The 16011-nt window shown below is 66.1% G+C and carries 12 protein-coding genes and 1 tRNA gene; 5 read left to right on the top strand and 8 right to left on the bottom strand.

Annotated elements, in window-relative coordinates; all coding sequences use genetic code 11:
- Positions 1-78 precede the first annotated feature (78 nt).
- The gene (locus tag DD559_RS14305) at positions 79-3054 is read right to left on the bottom strand and encodes a TonB-dependent receptor plug domain-containing protein (protein WP_116469779.1); all 2976 of its coding nucleotides are present in this window, start codon (positions 3052-3054) and stop codon (positions 79-81) included.
- 427 nt (positions 3055-3481) lie between these two features.
- Here DD559_RS14305 and DD559_RS14300 point away from each other — a divergent pair, with 427 nt between their 5' ends.
- Entirely contained in the window at positions 3482-5791 is a 2310-nt protein-coding gene (locus tag DD559_RS14300) for a GH92 family glycosyl hydrolase (protein WP_116469778.1), read from the top strand.
- 6 nt (positions 5792-5797) lie between these two features.
- Here the strand turns inward: DD559_RS14300 and mmsB are convergent, their stop codons facing one another.
- The 5 genes from mmsB to DD559_RS14275 all read right to left on the bottom strand — a co-directional run bounded on the left by mmsB (position 5798) and on the right by DD559_RS14275 (position 11439).
- Positions 5798-6673, bottom strand: a complete 876-nt coding sequence (gene mmsB / locus DD559_RS14295) for a 3-hydroxyisobutyrate dehydrogenase (RefSeq protein ID WP_116469777.1) — start codon at positions 6671-6673, stop codon at positions 5798-5800.
- Between the two features lie 133 nt (positions 6674-6806).
- Positions 6807-7583, bottom strand: coding sequence for an enoyl-CoA hydratase (locus tag DD559_RS14290; RefSeq protein ID WP_116469776.1), 777 nt, complete (start codon positions 7581-7583; stop codon positions 6807-6809).
- Between the two features lie 12 nt (positions 7584-7595).
- Complete coding sequence (locus DD559_RS14285; RefSeq protein ID WP_116469775.1) at positions 7596-8633, bottom strand: enoyl-CoA hydratase/isomerase family protein; 1038 nt, start codon at positions 8631-8633, stop codon at positions 7596-7598.
- The gene (locus tag DD559_RS14280) at positions 8630-9775 is read right to left on the bottom strand and encodes an acyl-CoA dehydrogenase family protein (RefSeq protein WP_116469774.1); all 1146 of its coding nucleotides are present in this window, start codon (positions 9773-9775) and stop codon (positions 8630-8632) included. The genes DD559_RS14285 and DD559_RS14280 overlap by 4 nt, the downstream gene beginning before the upstream one ends.
- 164 nt (positions 9776-9939) lie before the next feature.
- A complete protein-coding gene (locus tag DD559_RS14275) occupies positions 9940-11439 on the bottom strand; it encodes a CoA-acylating methylmalonate-semialdehyde dehydrogenase (RefSeq protein ID WP_116469773.1) in 1500 nt (499 codons plus the stop codon).
- A 122-nt stretch (positions 11440-11561) separates the two neighbouring features.
- Here DD559_RS14275 and DD559_RS14270 point away from each other — a divergent pair, with 122 nt between their 5' ends.
- Positions 11562-12518, top strand: a complete 957-nt coding sequence (locus tag DD559_RS14270) for a LysR family transcriptional regulator (protein WP_116469772.1) — start codon at positions 11562-11564, stop codon at positions 12516-12518.
- Positions 12515-13141 (top strand): hypothetical protein, encoded by a 627-nt coding sequence (locus DD559_RS14265; protein WP_116469771.1) that lies wholly within the window; start codon positions 12515-12517, stop codon positions 13139-13141. The genes DD559_RS14270 and DD559_RS14265 overlap by 4 nt, the downstream gene beginning before the upstream one ends.
- Before the next feature lie 110 nt (positions 13142-13251).
- Here the strand turns inward: DD559_RS14265 and DD559_RS14260 are convergent.
- Positions 13252-13327, bottom strand: a tRNA-Ala gene (locus DD559_RS14260).
- An 84-nt stretch (positions 13328-13411) separates the two neighbouring features.
- Positions 13412-13738: a TIGR02300 family protein gene (locus tag DD559_RS14255; protein ID WP_116469770.1), complete on the bottom strand. Its 327-nt coding sequence runs from the start codon at positions 13736-13738 to the stop codon at positions 13412-13414.
- 106 nt (positions 13739-13844) lie between these two features.
- Between DD559_RS14255 and aroA the strand changes: the two genes are divergently transcribed.
- Positions 13845-15170, top strand: a complete 1326-nt coding sequence (gene aroA / locus DD559_RS14250) for a 3-phosphoshikimate 1-carboxyvinyltransferase (protein ID WP_116469769.1) — start codon at positions 13845-13847, stop codon at positions 15168-15170.
- A 186-nt stretch (positions 15171-15356) separates the two neighbouring features.
- Positions 15357-15986 (top strand): (d)CMP kinase, encoded by a 630-nt coding sequence (locus DD559_RS14245; protein WP_116469768.1) that lies wholly within the window; start codon positions 15357-15359, stop codon positions 15984-15986.
- Positions 15987-16011 lie beyond the last annotated feature (25 nt).

Raw genomic sequence — 16011 nt, 5'->3', positions numbered from 1 at the left:
GCATCGGCGAGGATTGGCGACGCTGCGGCGGCGAAAAAGACCCGCCAGACCGACCCGATCGAATTTCCAGACGGTCTCTTAGAAGCGGAAGCGCACGCCCGCCCGATAGACGCGCCCGATCTGATCGTAGAGCGCCGGGTTGTTGAAGATGGTCGATGGTGCGGGATCGCGATCGAGCAGGTTGTCGATCTTGCCGTACAGCGTCACGTCCTTCACCACATCGAACGTCGCGCCGATATCGAGATAGAAGGATCCGGGCATATAGTTGTTGTCGATGGTCGGCTGCCGGGTGGTCGATGCCGGGCATCCCGTCTGGCACACGATATACTGGTTGCCGATCGTGCCGCTGCTGAACCAGCGCTCCTGCACCAGCAGCGAGAAGCGGCCCGCATTGTAGGTCTGCACCGCCAGCCACTTCCAGTTCGGCGTGGCGCCCAGGTTGTTGCCGGCATTGTCCACCGGCACCGTGCCGATCAGGCCGGTATCGGTGATGTTGTTGATCACGTGCGTGGCAAGCGCGCGCACCGTCAGGTCGCCCGGCAGGCCAAGCGGCCGCTGCCAGCGGTAGCTCGCCTCGATGTCGAAGCCTTCGGTGCGGATCGAGGCGAGGTTGAACGCCTGGACGTTGATGAAATTGGGCCCGGCCGTGTTGTTCAGGTTGAACGCGCTGCACGTATCGAGCAGCACCTTCTGGAAACAGAGCTGGACGATATCATTGGCCGCGAGGCTGGAAATGACTTCGTTGATCTTGATCTTGTACCAGTCGAACGAGAGGCTCAGTCCCGGCGCCCAACGCGGGTTGGCGAGTGTGATGCCGGCGGTCGTATTGCGGGCGATTTCCGGCTTCAACGTGGTGTTGCCGATCGAATTCTGGATCACGAGCACATTGATCTTGTTGAACGGATCGAAGAAGTTGGGCAGCGTCGTCGTCACGGGCGCGGCGAAGAGTTCGGACAGGTTGGGCGCACGCACGTCGCGCGAGGTTACCGCCCGGATGCGGAAACCATCGACCGGCAGATCCCAGGTGCCGCCCAGCTTCCATGCCCAGACCGTGCCCGAAGTGCTGTAATCGGTCACCCGCGCCGCGCCGTTCAGGCTCGCCCGACCGAGCTTCTCGGAGTTCAGGAACGGCAGGTTCGCCTCGAAGAACGCTTCCTTCACGCTATAGGCGCCGCTGCCATTCTTGTAGTTGCCGGCATACCAGTTGTTGCCGCTGGCAAGCAGCGCCGGATCGTCCGGATAGTCTCCTCCGGGCGCGCTCGCCGCGAAGCCCGCGCCATAGGGATCGGCGCGCACCTTGTAATATTCGTGGCGATATTCGCCGCCGAACGCGATCGAAAGCGGCCCGGCCCAGAGATCGACGGGTGAACCGGAGATATTGATGCTCGCCACATCCTGCGTCTGTCGGGTGCGCTGGAACGGCCCATGGTCGGGCATGATATAGCGCAACGCCGCCGCCGAGGGGTTGCCGCCGATGATGTTGAGCGGCTGGCAGCCATTGGCCCGCGCCGTCGGATCGCGACAGACGATCGCACCGTTGAGCGTCGTCGCATCGATCGCCTGGTTGAAGCGGCGCGACAACAGGATGTTGCGAACGTCGATGTCGGTATAGTTGGTGCCGTGCTCGCCATAGATGTCGTAGGTCCAGGCAGTCCCGGCAACCTCCACCTTGCCCTTGCCGCCCAGGACGAAGCGATATTGGCGACGATCGGTGTAGACGCGGGTATTGCCCAGCGCGGCATTGCTGGTGCCGTACTGGAAACTGGTGATGCCTGCCGTCGCGCAGGCCTGCTGGACCAGCGCGGGCACGAACGGATTGGCGCATTGCAGCGTCAGGCCGGGCCGGTTCATGCCGTTGACCGGCTGGTTGTTGGTCTTCACCTGGCCGATATTGACGGTGAAGTAGAGCTCATTGTCCGGTGCGACGTCGAAACCGATGCGGCCATAGCTGTTGATCCGCTCGATCGCCGATTTCAGCGAGCGGCCGGCGTCGACATTGCCGGAAAGGTCGCCGCCCAGGCAGAAACCGGGAAAGCAGCCGGTCACCGCGCCCGAGGCATTGCGCGACGGCACGCCGTTCGATCCATATTGGAACTGGAAGGGCTGGCCGCTCTTGTCGAAGGCAATGCCCTGCAACGGACCTGCGGTGATCAGGCCATATTTGGCGAAGGTGATCGACTGTGCCCAGTCGCGCACCACAAATTGTGGCATCCCGTCATTCAGCACGCCGCGATCGATCAGCGACCGCTGGGTGAACCAGTTGCGGCCGTTGGCCAGCTTGGTGCCGAACTCGCCGCCACCAATGCCTTCTTCCTTGTCATATTCGAAACTACCGACCAGATGCAGCCGATCGCCCAGCGCGCTGGTGCCCGCCGCCAGCTGGAACAAACCGGTCGCATCGTCGCCATAGGTGGTGATGCCGCCCTGGATATTGCCGCGGATGCCCGTGAAGCGCGTATCGGTGATGAAATTGACCACGCCGCCCACTGCATCCGAGCCATAGGATGCGGAAGCGCCGCCGTTAACGATATCAACGCGTTTGACCAGCAGCTGCGGGAACAGGCTGACGTCCGGCACCCCGGTGACGTTTGCGCCCACCACCCGCTGCCCATCGAGCAGCGTCAGCGTGCGGATCGTACCCAGACCGCGCAGCGAAAAGGAACTGAGCCCCTGCTGCCCGCTGGAGGTGCTGAAGGTATTGACCTGCGTACCCGAAGAGCCCTGCAGCGACGGCAACTGCGCGATGGTGGTAAAGACGTTCGGCTGTGCATTTGCCGCGATCTGTTCGTCGCCGAGCACCGTCGTGGGGGTGGGTGCGGTGAAACCGCTGACCGCGATGCGCGATCCGGTCACGATGATTTCGCTCGCTTCCGCTTCGGAAACAACCTGCCCCTGGCGATCGGCGGGAACGGCTTCCTGCCGGGCGGGAACCGTGACGGACGGTTCGGTCTGCGCCCAGGCCGGAATCGGCAGCAGCGAAAGGCCGGCAACGATCAGCCGCGTCGACGGACGCGAGCGAAGCAACGCCTTGCGATCTAGTTTCTTTGCGAACATCCTCACCTCCCTGGTGTTTCGTCTTGCCGGATCGTTCCGGACGGGAGAGGAGGCAGAAGGAACGGTTCAGGTCGCAGCCGACGCGCCGGCGTCCGCACCGCAAAACCCATAAGAGCACAGCATAGAATCGATGCGGCGCAATCCCCTCGCAGCCTCTCCCATGATATTCTTTTCTTTCGCAGCCATCTTCGGGTTGCCGCAGAACCGGGCATCACGGCCCGTTTCTATCGCCACCTTCGCATGTTTACGTTAACATAAGACCTATGGCCGGGCGGATGCGGAGTCAATAGTCCGTGTAGATAGGTTGGCACCCTACTGGTCGGGGTCGCGCGACCGATCCGATCGCGCAACTTTCACATGGGGCATTAAACACGCGCCGATCCTGTGCCATTGGGCACGATCCTCACCGCTTGGATCGACCCGCATCATGCGCCTGTTTCGCCCCGCTTTGCTGCCGCTTGCCCTGACGCTGGTCTCCACGTCTCCCCCGCCCCGCGCGGCCTTGGGGCAGCAAGACGAGCCCGCCGCGAAAGTGGATCCCTTTGTCGGCGTGGATGGCGGCGGCGTGGCCGGGGGAAACACCGTGCCTGGCGCGGGCGTGCCCTTCGGTTTCGTATCGTTCAGCCCGGATACGACCAACGGCGACACCAATGGCTATGATTCGCACAGCCCGATCCAGGGGTTCAGCTACACCCATGTCAGCGGCACCGGCGGGTCTGCCAAATATGGCAATTTCCGCGTCACCCCGATCAGCGGAGCGCTGCGCATCCACCACCTGCATTTCGATCGTCGCGACGAAGCGGCGTCGCCCGGCTATTACCGGGTCGGGCTGGCCAATCGTGACGGCGGCGTAACCCAGGTCGAACTCACCGCCTCGCGCCTCGCCGGCTTCCAGCGCCTGACCTTCCCCGTCGGCGCTGACGGCCACGTCGTGCTCGACGCCAGTTCGGTCATCGCGATGCGGGGTGCGGGCCAACGGACGCGCAATGCGCGGGTGCAGCTGATCGACAATCGCCACATGGCCGGCGAGGTTACAGTGGAAGGCGGCTGGAACCCGGTACCCTACACCCTGTATTTCTATGCCGAGTTCGATCGCCCCGCGTCAGCCTTTGGCGCGTGGAAAGCCCGGCAAGGGGCGATGGAAACCTTCCATGGACCCGGCACATGGGAAGGCGGGAACCAGACCAAAGCTCCCGCCGACCGCCAGGGGCTGATGATCGAATATGATACGCGGATGGAATTCGCGAACCGGCTCGGCACATATTTCACCTTCGATACCAGCACGGCGCGCCAGGTCCGGATGAAGCTCGGCGTGTCGTTCCTCGGCATCGAGAAGGCGCGCGCCAATCTGGCTGCCGAACTGCCGGACTGGGACTTCGATGCAGCTGTCACGCGGGCCAGGGCGGCGTGGGATGCGGCGCTGGCAAAGATCAACGTCACCGGCGGGACGGACGAGCAACAGCGCATCTTCTATACCGCGCTCTACCGCGCCCACACGATGCCGCACGATCTGAGCGGCGAGAATGTGTGGTGGCGCTCCAGCGAGCCGCATTACGAGGATTTCTACACGCTGTGGGATACCTTCCGCACCGTGCATCCGCTGCTCACGCTGATCCAGCCCCAGCGACAGCGGGAGATGATCCGCTCGCTGATCGACACCTATACCCATACCGGCTGGATGCCGGATGCCCGGATCGCGGGCGGCAACGGCATGACGCAAGGCGGATCGAACGGCGATGTGCTGATCGCCGATGCGGTGGTGAAGGGAATTGGCGGCTTCGATGCGGCGCTTGCCTATCAGGCGATCCGCAAGAATGGCGAGGTGGAAAGCGATCAGCCCTTGCTGCAAGGCCGGGTGCTGCGGGACTATCTGGCGCGCGGCTATGTCTCACTCGAACAGCCCCGCTCGGCATCGCGCACCCTGGAATATGCCTATGACGATTTCGCGATCGGCGCCGTCGCCAGCCAGTTGGGCAAAGCCGCCGATGCAGCCCGCTACCGCGCACGTTCCGCAAACTGGAAGAATCTGTGGGACGGCCGGCTCGGCTGCATCCGTCCCCGCTATGCCGATGGCAGCTGGATCGAGAATTATTCGTGCACCGACGAATATCCCGATCGTTCGACACCCTGGTGGGAAGCGCCGTTCTACGAAGGCAATGCGCTGCAATATTCCACCTACATCCCGCACGACATTGCAGGGCTGATCGAAAAGACCGGCGGCAACACCGGCTTCACCGCCTGGCTCGATCGCCTGTTCGAAGGCCATTATTCGCAGGGCAATGAACCCGATCTTCTGGCCCCCTTCCTCTACATCCATGCCGGTCGACCGGATCGCACCGCCGACATCCTGCGCGACCTGATGGCGAAGCATTACAAGCTCAGCCGCACCGGCTTGCCGGGGAATGACGATGCGGGTGCGATGTCCAGCTGGTATGTTTGGAATGCGATGGGGCTCTACCCCAATGCCGGCCAGCCCTATTATTATATCGGCACGCCGCTGTTCACCCGCAGCCGAATCGCGCTCGAAAACGGCAAAAGCTTCACCGTGGAGGCTCCGTCGGCATCGTCCGCCAATCGCTATGTCACCGCAGCGAGACTGAACGGGAAGCCGATCGACCGGGCCTGGATCAGCCATGCCGAACTCGCCGCCGGGGGCGTGCTCACGCTGGAGATGGGCGCCACCCCAGGCGCCTGGGCGACGCGCTTCACGGCGCCCCCGGACGGCTACCGGCGCTGAGGGCGTTCAACGCAGCGTCTTGATGATCGCAGAAAAATCAAGCGCCGCGCCTTCGCCCTCGACGAACGCCGCGTAGAGCTGCTCGGCGCGTTCGCCCATCGGCACCTGCGCGCCCACGCTGGCGGCCGCTTCCATCGCCAGCTTGAGGTCCTTGAGCATCAAGGGTGCTGCGAACCCGCCCTGATAGTCGCGATCGGCCGGGGTTTCCGGGCCGACGCCGGGGACCGGGCAATAGCTCGTCATCGACCAGCTCTGGCCCGAGGAGACCGAGGCGATGTCGAAGAAGCGCTGCTGGTCGAGCCCCAGCTTCTCGGCGAGCGCGAAGGCTTCGCAGGTGGCGACCATCGTCGCGCCGAGGATCATGTTGTTGCAGATCTTCGCCGCCTGGCCTGCGCCGCTGGTGCCGGCATGGATCACGGCCTTGCCCATGTCGCTCAGATAGGGCTCCGCCCGCTCGAACGCGGCGACGCTCCCGCCGACCATGAAGGTGAGCGTGCCGGCGGTCGCCGCGGCAATCCCGCCCGAGACCGGCGCGTCGACCGCGAGCAGCCCGCGCTGGGTCGCGGCCTCGGCGACGCGGCGGGCGGTGGCGACGTCGATCGTCGAGCAGTCGATCAGGATCGCGCCCGCTTCAGCACGGTCGAGCAGCGTCTCGGTGTAGAGCGCCTCCACATGCCGCCCGGCGGGGAGCATGGTGATGATCGCCTCGGCGCCTGCGATCGCCTCGGCGGCGTCGGTGGCGGGCAGGCAGCCGGCCTTCTTCGCGCGCTCCAGTGCCTCTGCCGACAGGTCGAAGGCGCGGACGTCATGGCCGGCCTTGGCGAGGTTCGCCGCCATCCCGCCGCCCATATTGCCCAGGCCGATAAAAGCTACGCGTGCCATTCAGGTACTCCCCTCCCGCGTGCGGGAGGGGCTGGGGGTGGGCGCTCCCTCTCCACAAGCGATGGTGTCGCGGATGCCGGGGGCCCACCCCCCGGCCCCCTCCCGCACGCGGGAGGGGGAGTGGTTCAGTGCCTCAACGCCCCGTCCAGTTCCCCGGACGCTTCTCGACAAACGCCGTCATGCCTTCCTTCTGGTCTTCGGTACCGAACAGCGCGTGGAACAGGCGGCGCTCGAACTGCACACCTTGGGCCAGCGTCGTCTCGAACGCGACGTTGACCATCTCCTTGTTCGCCTTCACCGCCAGCGGCGGCATCGCGGCGATGGTCGCGGCGGTCTGCACCGCTTCCTCGACCAGTTCGGCGGCGGGCACGATGCGGCTGACCAGCCCGGCGCGCTCGGCTTCGGCGGCGTCCATCATCCGGCCGGTGAGGCACATCTCCATCGCCTTGGCCTTGCCGACCGCGCGGGTAAGTCGCTGCGAGCCGCCCATGCCCGGCGAGACGCCCAGCTTGATCTCGGGCTGGCCGAACTTGGCGGTATCCGCCGCGAGGATGAAGTCGCACATCATCGCCACTTCGCAACCGCCGCCCAGCGCATAGCCGGCGACCGCGGCGATGATCGGCTTGCGGGTGCGGGTGAAGCTGTCCCAGCCGGCGAAGAAATCATGGCCGTACATGTCGGCAAAGCCCTGCGCCTGCATCTCCTTGATGTCGGCGCCCGCGGCGAAGGCCTTTTCGCTGCCGGTGAGCACCGCGCAGCCCTGGGACGGATCCGCATCGAAGGCGCGCATCACGTCGAGCAGTTCGTTCAGCACCTGCGCATTGAGCGCGTTGAGTGCCTTGGGCCGGTTGAGCGTGACCAGCGTCACCGCGCTGCGCTGCTCGACGAGAAGGGTTTCGTAGGAAGACATGACGTTCTCCGTTCAAGGCGCCCAGGCCTGCGCGGGCGGCAGGGGGGCGAAGATGGCATCGATCGCGGCGCTGTCCACCGCTTCCGGGGTGGAGGGAGCCCAACGCGGGGCATTATCCTTGTCGACGATTACCGCGCGCACGCCCTCGGCGAAATCGGGCAGGCGGCAGACGCGGGTCGCCACCGCATATTCCTGCGCCATCTCGGCGGCGAAATCGGGCATGGTGCGCCCCTCGCGGACGATGCGCAGCGACACCTTGCAGGCTTGGGGTGACTTGGCACGCAGCGTCGCCAGCGTGGCCGCGGCCCAGTCGCTGTCCTCGGCTTCGAGCGCGACGAAGATTTCCTCCACGCTGTCGCCGGCGAACAGCCGATCGATGTCCGCATAGTGGGCGAGGATCTTCGCGATCGGCGGCGCGATCGACAGATCGGTGAGGATCGCCAGCGCCTTGTCGGGCGTGGTGGTGATCTGCGCCTTGGCGGAAGCCAGCGCCTCGGCGGGGAGATAGTGGGTGGCGAGGCCGAGCGCGAGGCACTCGGCGCCGTCGAGCCGGTGGCCGGTCAGCGCCAGATACTCGCCCATCCGCCCCAGCAGGCGCGAGAGATACCAGCCGCCGCCCACGTCGGGGAACAGGCCGATGCCGGTCTCGGGCATGGCGAACTTGGTGTTCTCGGTCGCGACCCGGAACCGCGCCGGCTGCGAGATGCCGACGCCGCCACCCATCACGATGCCGTCGGCAAAGGCGACGATCGGCTTGGGATAGGTGAACAGCCGGTGGTTGAGCCGATACTCGATGCGAAAGAAGTCCGCCGCTTCCGCACCGTCGCTCGCGCCGCTGTCTGCGATCATGCGGATGTCGCCCCCGGCGCAGAAGCCGCGGCCCTCGGCATGGTCGAGCAGCACGATATGGATGCTATCGTCCTGCGCCCACGCGTCGAGCGCGTCGAGCATCGCCCGGCACATCGCGGTGTTGAGCGCGTGGAGGGCCTTGGGGCGGTTGAGGCGCAGGCGCGCGACGGGGCCTTCGACCGCGGTGAGAATTTCGTTCATTCGCGCACCAGCTCCCGCCCGACGATCATCCGCATCACCTGGTTGGTGCCCTCTAGGATCGAATGGACGCGCAGGTCACGCCAGAAGCGCTCGATCGGGTAATCCATCAGATATCCGTAGCCGCCATGGAGTTGCAGCGCGCGGTCGACCACCGCCGAGCCGGTGTCGGTGGCGAGGCGCTTGGCCATCGCGGCGAAGCGGGTCTTGTCGGGGGTGCCGGCGGTTACCTTGGCAGCGGCGAGGTAGAGCAAAGCGCGGGCGGCCTCCAGCTCCGTCGCCATGTCGGCGAGGGTGAACTGGGTGTTTTGGAAATCGGCGATCGCCTTGCCGAACTGCTGCCGCTCCTTGGTGTAGCGGACCGCCTCGTCCAGGCAGCGCTGCGCCCCGCCCAGCGAGCAGGCACCGATGTTCAGCCGCCCTCCGTCCAGCCCCATCATCGCGATACGGAAGCCCTCGCCCTCCGCACCCACGAGGTTCTCCACCGGCACGCGGACATTGTCGAGGATCACCTGCGCGGTGGGCTGCGAGTGCCAGCCGAGCTTGCGCTCCTGCGCGCCGAAGCTGACGCCGGCCATGTCCTTTTCGATCGCGAGGCAGGAAATGCCCTTGGGGCCGTCCTCGCCGGTGCGGACCATGGTGAGGTAGAGGTCGTTCTCGCCGCCGCCCGAGATGAACTGCTTGGTGCCGGTGACGATATAATGGTCGCCGTCGCGCACCGCGCGCGTCTTGAGCGCGGCCGCGTCCGAGCCCGAACCGGGTTCGGTGAGGCAGTAGCTGGCCAGCCGGTCCATGGTGACCAGGCTGGGGAGATACTTGTCCTTCACGGCCGGCGCGCCGAAGCGGTCGATCATCCAGGCGGCCATGTTGTGGATCGAGATGAACGCCGAGGTGGAGGGGCAGCCATAGGCCATCGCCTCGAAGATCAGCGCCGATTCGAGCCGGCCGAGGCCGATGCCGCCCGATTCCTCCGAGACATAGATCGCCGCGAAGCCGAGCTCGGCGGCGGCCTTGATCGTGTCGCGCGGGAAGATGTGCTTCTCGTCCCATTCGGCCGCTTGGCGGGTGATCGCATCGGCGGTGAACTTCTGCGCCATCGCCTGGATCTGGCGCTGGTCGTCGGTGAGGTCGAACTGGTGGGTCATGGGTTCAGCCATTTGCAGAAAGCTAGAGCGTATCCTCCCCCGCCAGGGGGAGGTGGCGCGCGACGGAGGGGGAGGATGCCAGAACATCGGCCGGCGTGCTTCCTCCCCCTCCGACCCGCTGCGCGGGCCACCTCCCCCTGGCGGGGGAGGATATTGGTTTTGAGTCACCCCATGGTCGGGATAACGAAAGCGTTGGCCGCGTCGCCTACGCCGCCATCTGGCCAGCGCTGGGTGACGGTCTTCACCTTGGTCCAGAAGCGGACGCCCTCCATGCCGTGCTGGTTGACGTCGCCGAAGGCCGAGCGCTTCCAGCCGCCGAAGCTGTGATAGGCCACCGGCACCGGGATCGGCACGTTGATGCCGACCATGCCGACATTCACCCGCGCCGCGAACTCGCGGGCGGCGTGGCCGTTGCGGGTGAAGATCGCGACGCCGTTGCCGTACTGGTGCTCGCTCGGCAGGCGCAGCGCGGTCTCGAAATCGGGCGCGCGCACGATCTGGAGGACCGGGCCGAAGATCTCCTCCTGGTAGCTCTTCATCGCCGGGGTCACGCGGTCGAACAGCGACGGGCCGATGAAAAAGCCCTGCTCGTGGCCCTGCAGCGAAAAGCCGCGACCGTCGACCACCAGTTCCGCGCCTTCGTCGACGCCGGTCTGGATCCAGCCCTCCACGCGGGCCTTGTGCGCGGCGTTGACCACCGGGCCGTACTGGGCCTCGGCATCGGTCGACACGCCCACCCGCAGCGAACGAATCGCCGGGATCAGCTTTTCGCGCAGCGCATCGGCGGTCTTGTCCCCGACCGGCACGACCACGGGGAGTGCCATGCAGCGCTCACCCGCCGAGCCGAACGCGGCGCCGGAGAGATCCGCCACGACCTGGTCGAGATCGGCATCCGGCATGACGATGCCGTGGTTCTTGGCGCCGCCCATCGCCTGGACGCGCTTCCCCGCCGCGACGCCGCGCTGGTAGACATAATGCGCGATGTCCGACGAGCCGACGAAGCTCACCGCCCCGATCGCCGGATGGTCGAGGATCGCGTCGACCATCTCCTTGTCGCCCTGCACCACCTGCAGGATTCCCTCCGGCGCGCCGGCCTCGCGCATCAGCTCGGCGAGGCGGACTGGCACCGAAGGATCGCGCTCGGACGGCTTGAGGATGAAGGCGTTGCCGCAGGCGATCGCGACCCCGAACATCCACATCGGGATCATCGCCGGGAAGTTGAACGGAGTGATGCCCGCACCGATCCCCAGCGGCATCCGCATCGAATAGACGTCGATGCCGGGACCCGCACCCTGGGTATACTCGCCCTTCAGCGCGTGCGGGATGCCGCAGGCGAACTCGATCACCTCGAGCCCGCGCTGGATGTCACCCTTGGAATCCGCGATCACCTTGCCATGCTCGGAGGAGAGCAGGTGGGCGAGCGCGTCCATGTTCGCCTCGACCAGTTCCTTGAAGCGGAACATCACCCGGGCGCGGCGCTGCGGGTTGGTCGCGGCCCAGCCGGGCTGGGCGGCCTGCGCAGCCGCCACCGCGCGATCAAGATCGGCCGAGGTGCCGAGCGCGACCTGGGCCTGCACGCTGCCGCTATTGGGATCGAACACATCCGCGCGGCGGCCAGCGCCACCTCCGCCGTGGCCCGAGATAACATGATCGATCAAGCGCATATCTGGCTCCTCGCTCTCCTGCCGACACCGTTGAAGCACCCCAGTGACGCAGGCAAGAGCACGAATATGCAGGTTGTAACTGCAATTTTGCAGCTGCACCGCACCGGGGCTACAAGGCGGGCATGAACTGGGACGATCTCCGCATCTTTCTGGCGGTGGCGCGTGCGCAACGGCTGAGCCGCGCGGCGGCGACGTTGGAGATGGATGCCACCACCGTTTCGCGGCGACTGCGCAAGCTGGAAACGACGCTGGCGCTGCGCTTGTTCGAGCACGCGCCGACCGGGCATATGCTAACGGAGGACGGCCAGCGGCTGCTGGACCAGGTCGAGCGCATGGAAGCCGAAGCGCTCGACATTGCAGGCACCCAGCCCAATGGCATGGGATTGGCCGGCACGCTACGGGTCAGCGCCTCCGAAGGCTTCGGCACGCGGATCATCGCGCCACGCCTGCAGGGCTTCACCAGCCGATTCCCGAATATCCAGATCGATCTGATCGCATCAAGCGGGTTCCTGAGCCCATCGCGACGCGAAGTCGATGTCGCGGTCATGCTCGCCCGTCCGCGCGCGGGGCCGCTCGTCGCCAGCAAGCTTACCGATTACGCCCTTGGCCTCTATGCCACGCGAGCCTATCTCGCCGCCGCCCCGCCGCTGCGCCAGCCGGCCGACCTGCTGGGCCATCGGATGACGGGCTATGTCGGCGATCAGATCTACGCGCCGGAGCTTCGCTACCTCGCCGAAATCGATCGGCGGCTGGCGCCACAGGTCCGCAGCACCAGCATCAACGCACAGGCGGAAATGATCGCGGGCGGCCATGTCTGCGGCATCCTGCCCTGCTTCATCGGCGATGCGATGCCGGGGCTGGAGCGGCTCCTGCGCGACACCATCGATATCCAGCGCAGCTTCTGGCTGGTGGTGCCACGCGATCTGCGCGGCCTACCGCGAATCGATCGGTTTCTGGGGTGGCTCGTCGAAGAGATGCAGCCGCTGCGCCACGCCATGCACGGTACGTCGCAAACTCCCGCCGCGCCAAGCCGCCGCGTCTTGCCGCGCAGTATTCCCGGCGATAGCGAATCGACATGACTCATTTCGCCCTGTTCGCCGCCCTGTTCGCCGCCGCCCCCCTGGCCGCTGCCGACGATCCGAATTTCGACCCTGCGACGGTGCGCGAGACCGACGCGATCGAGTGCCGGCTGGATGCCCCGAGCTACAACGGCTTCGCATTCGCCATTTCGGGCGAGGAGGCGCTGGCGAAAAAACGCCATTGGCGCAAGATCGACAGCGGCAATCCCTTCCTGACGGAATATGAACTACCTGCCCCGATCCAGGTGGCCGGCAGCTACAGCACTCGGCGCATCGCCTTTTCGTCCAATGCGATCCTCGCCATTCTTGATCTTGCCGATCCCGGCGTGATCGCAGGGAAGCAGGGGATCACCAATGCAGCCGATGCCGAACCGCTGATCGACGAACTGGTCCAATCGGGCAAAGCCAGCCGCGCCGAAATCGAAAAGGCCATGCCTTTCCGCAAGTTCCTGGGGGAGAAAGTGCTGGTCGATTCCACCGAGCTGCCGGCCAATGGCGAAAGCTTCGGTACCCATATGGTGATCGCGCGTACGGTCTCCAACGCGACGTCCCATCCGGGCAAGACGCTCTATGGCTGCTCGTATCAAATCGAGCCCATCGGCAAGGACGGCAAGCCGCTATAGGCGCCCGATAAACGCAATCTACGGTACGCCGGACAATTCTGGAAGAAGACCCGGGCGGCGGCTTCGGCCCCGCCGGGGATCAGGCTGTTTCAGCGCTGATCGGAAGGAAATGGTGGAGCCGAGGGGGATCGAACCCCTGACCTTCGCAATGCCATTGCGACGCTCTCCCAGCTGAGCTACGGCCCCATTCCCTCGGGAGGCGTGCCCTTTAGAAGGGGCTCGCCAGCTTGGCAAGGGCACTTTTGCACCCCTGCCAAACTTTTTTCAAACTTAGTTCTCGTCCTCGTCGCTGCCGGTCTCGACGCCCAGGTCGTCGTCGCCGCCCAGATCGACGTCGTCGTCCGCCGAGGGTTCCTCGTCGTCGGCACCGATATCCAGATCGTCGTCGCCCACCAGATCGGCGTCTTCCACCTCGGCCTTGTCCTTATCGGCCTTCACGGCCTCGAACGGCAGCGGCTGCTTGGACTTCAGGATCGGCTCGGGCTCCCAGGCATAACCGCAGTTGATGCAGGTGACGGGCTCGTCCTTCGTCAGATCGTAAAAGCGCGTACCGCACTTCGGGCAGCTGCGCTTGGTGCCCCATTCCGGCTTCACCATGTGTTGCCTCTTCGCCTTTCGCTTGTTCGGATGTTCGGGATTTGGGTGATCCCGGAAAGTGGGGGGCGCCTTGCCATGCCGCAAGCCGCCTGTCAAAGCCGCGGCCATGTCGAACGCTGCTTCCCGCCCCCTCACCGCTTCCGCGCGCGGCCCGCTGCGCGGCACCGTCACCGTTCCCGGCGACAAGTCGATCAGCCACCGCGCGATCATGTTCTCCGCGCTGGCCGTGGGTGAAAGCCGCATCGAGGGCCTGCTGGAAGGCGAGGACGTGCTCGCCACCGCCGCCGCAATGCGGGCGATGGGCGCCAGCGTGGAACGCGGCGACGACGGCACGTGGCGCGTGCACGGCGTGGGCGTCGGCGGGCTGCAGCAGCCGGCACAGGCGCTGGACATGGGCAATTCGGGCACGTCGACCCGTCTGCTGATGGGCCTGGTCTCCAGCCACCCGATCAGCGCCACCTTTGTCGGCGACGCTTCGCTGTCCGGCCGGCCGATGGGCCGGGTGATCGAACCCTTGGGCCAGATGGGCGCCGAGATCAGCGCCAGCCCCGGCGGCCGGCTGCCACTGATGGTGCGCGGCATGTGCCCGGCGGTACCGATCACCTATACGCTGCCGGTCGCCTCCGCCCAGGTGAAATCGGCGGTGCTGCTCGCCGGGCTCAACACCCCCGGCGTCACGCGCGTGATCGAGCCGGTCCCCACCCGCGACCATAGCGAGCGGATGTTGCGCGGCTTCGGCGCCGAGCTGACCGTGGAAGACGGCCCCGAGGGCAAGATCATTTCGATCACCGGCGAGGCCGAGCTCAAGCCCCAGCACATCGTCGTCCCCGGCGACCCCTCCTCGGCGGGCTTCTGGATGGTCGCGGCGTCGATCGTGCCGGGATCGGAAATCACGATCGCCAATGTCTGCATGAACCCGACCCGCACCGGCCTGATCACCGCGCTGCGGCGGATGGGCGCCGACATCGCCGAAACCAACGCCCGCACCGTCGGCGGGGAGCCGGTGGCCGATCTGGTCGTCCGCCACGCACCGCTCAAGGCGATCGAGGTCCCTGCCGATCTGGCGCCGAGCATGATCGACGAATATCCGGTGCTGTTCGTCGCCGCCGCGCTGGCCGAAGGACGCACCGTCGCCCGCGGTGCACATGAGCTGCGCGTCAAGGAATCGGATCGCATCGCCGCCATGCGAGCAGCGCTGACCGCCGCCGGAGTGCAGACCGAGGAGTTCGAGGACGGCCTGGCCATTCACGGTTCGGCCGGTGCGCCGCTGCCGGGCGGCGGCAACGTCGCGACCCTGCTCGACCACCGTATCGCGATGAGCATGACAGTGGCGTCGCTGGCTGCGGCCCAGCCGATCGCGATCGATGATGTCGCGCCGGTGGCGACCAGCTACCCCGACTTCTTCGAGACGCTGGAGTCGCTGACCGGCTGACCACAGGTGCGGCTTGACTAGGGATGGCATCATCCCGATTCATGGGCATCGCGGTATTTGCTCGGCAGACCCGGCTCCGCCCATCTGCTTCGCTTTCGACCAGGGTTTCGTGTTCGTGCTTTCTATCCTTTCCTCCAGGCTCCCCGTGCCCATGTCGAAACGCGCCGTCTTTCGCGGGATCACCGCATGATCATCGCCGTCGACGGCCCCGCCGCTTCGGGCAAGGGAACCATCGCGCGCGCGCTCGCCCGGCATTATGGCCTGCCGCACTTGGATACCGGGCTGCTCTACCGTGCGGTCGCGGCGAGCGTGTTGCGCGAAGGGCTGGCTCCCGAACAGGAAGATGATGCGGTTTCCGCCTGCGGGTTCGACGATGCGCTGCTCGCCGATCCGTGGCTGCGCACGGACGAGGTCGGGCAGATCGCCTCCATCGTCTCCGCGCATCCGCTGGTGCGCGCCGCGCTCCTCCAGCGCCAGAAAGCGTTCGCCCACCAACCTGGTGGCGCCGTGCTCGACGGACGCGACATCGGCACGGTGATCGCCCCGGACGCCGATGTGAAGCTATTCATCAAGGCAACGCCGACGATCCGCGCCCAGCGCCGCCACTTGGAGTTGCGCAAGAACGGCGTCGGCAGCAGCCTGGACAAGGTACTCGCCGATATTCGCGCGCGCGACGAGCGCGATTCGCAGCGCAGCGAGGCGCCGCTGGTCCAGGCCGAAGATGCCGCGGCGCTGGACACCAGTTTCCTGTCGATCGATGCTGCCGTGCAGCGCGCGATCGAGCTGGTCGAACGGCGCCGCGCAGCGCGGGGCTGATTCCAGCCAGCCCCACGCGCAACCA

Source organism: Sphingomonas pokkalii (assembly GCF_003096275.1).
Lineage (GTDB): Bacteria > Pseudomonadota > Alphaproteobacteria > Sphingomonadales > Sphingomonadaceae > Sphingomonas > Sphingomonas pokkalii.
This window is presented reverse-complemented; position numbering and strand designations above follow the sequence as displayed.

Bases quoted from the DNA above. Each gene is read 5' to 3' on its own strand.
- DD559_RS14305 (WP_116469779.1), bottom strand. From the start codon at position 3,054: ATGTTCGCAAAGAAACTAGATCGCAAGGCGTTGCTTCGCTCGCGTCCG.
- DD559_RS14300 (WP_116469778.1), top strand. From the start codon at position 3,482: ATGCGCCTGTTTCGCCCCGCTTTGCTGCCGCTTGCCCTGACGCTGGTC.
- mmsB (WP_116469777.1), bottom strand. From the start codon at position 6,673: ATGGCACGCGTAGCTTTTATCGGCCTGGGCAATATGGGCGGCGGGATG.
- DD559_RS14290 (WP_116469776.1), bottom strand. From the start codon at position 7,583: ATGTCTTCCTACGAAACCCTTCTCGTCGAGCAGCGCAGCGCGGTGACG.
- DD559_RS14285 (WP_116469775.1), bottom strand. From the start codon at position 8,633: ATGAACGAAATTCTCACCGCGGTCGAAGGCCCCGTCGCGCGCCTGCGC.
- DD559_RS14280 (WP_116469774.1), bottom strand. From the start codon at position 9,775: ATGACCCACCAGTTCGACCTCACCGACGACCAGCGCCAGATCCAGGCG.
- DD559_RS14275 (WP_116469773.1), bottom strand. From the start codon at position 11,439: ATGCGCTTGATCGATCATGTTATCTCGGGCCACGGCGGAGGTGGCGCT.
- DD559_RS14270 (WP_116469772.1), top strand. From the start codon at position 11,562: ATGAACTGGGACGATCTCCGCATCTTTCTGGCGGTGGCGCGTGCGCAA.
- DD559_RS14265 (WP_116469771.1), top strand. From the start codon at position 12,515: ATGACTCATTTCGCCCTGTTCGCCGCCCTGTTCGCCGCCGCCCCCCTG.
- DD559_RS14255 (WP_116469770.1), bottom strand. From the start codon at position 13,738: ATGGTGAAGCCGGAATGGGGCACCAAGCGCAGCTGCCCGAAGTGCGGT.
- aroA (WP_116469769.1), top strand. From the start codon at position 13,845: ATGTCGAACGCTGCTTCCCGCCCCCTCACCGCTTCCGCGCGCGGCCCG.
- DD559_RS14245 (WP_116469768.1), top strand. From the start codon at position 15,357: ATGATCATCGCCGTCGACGGCCCCGCCGCTTCGGGCAAGGGAACCATC.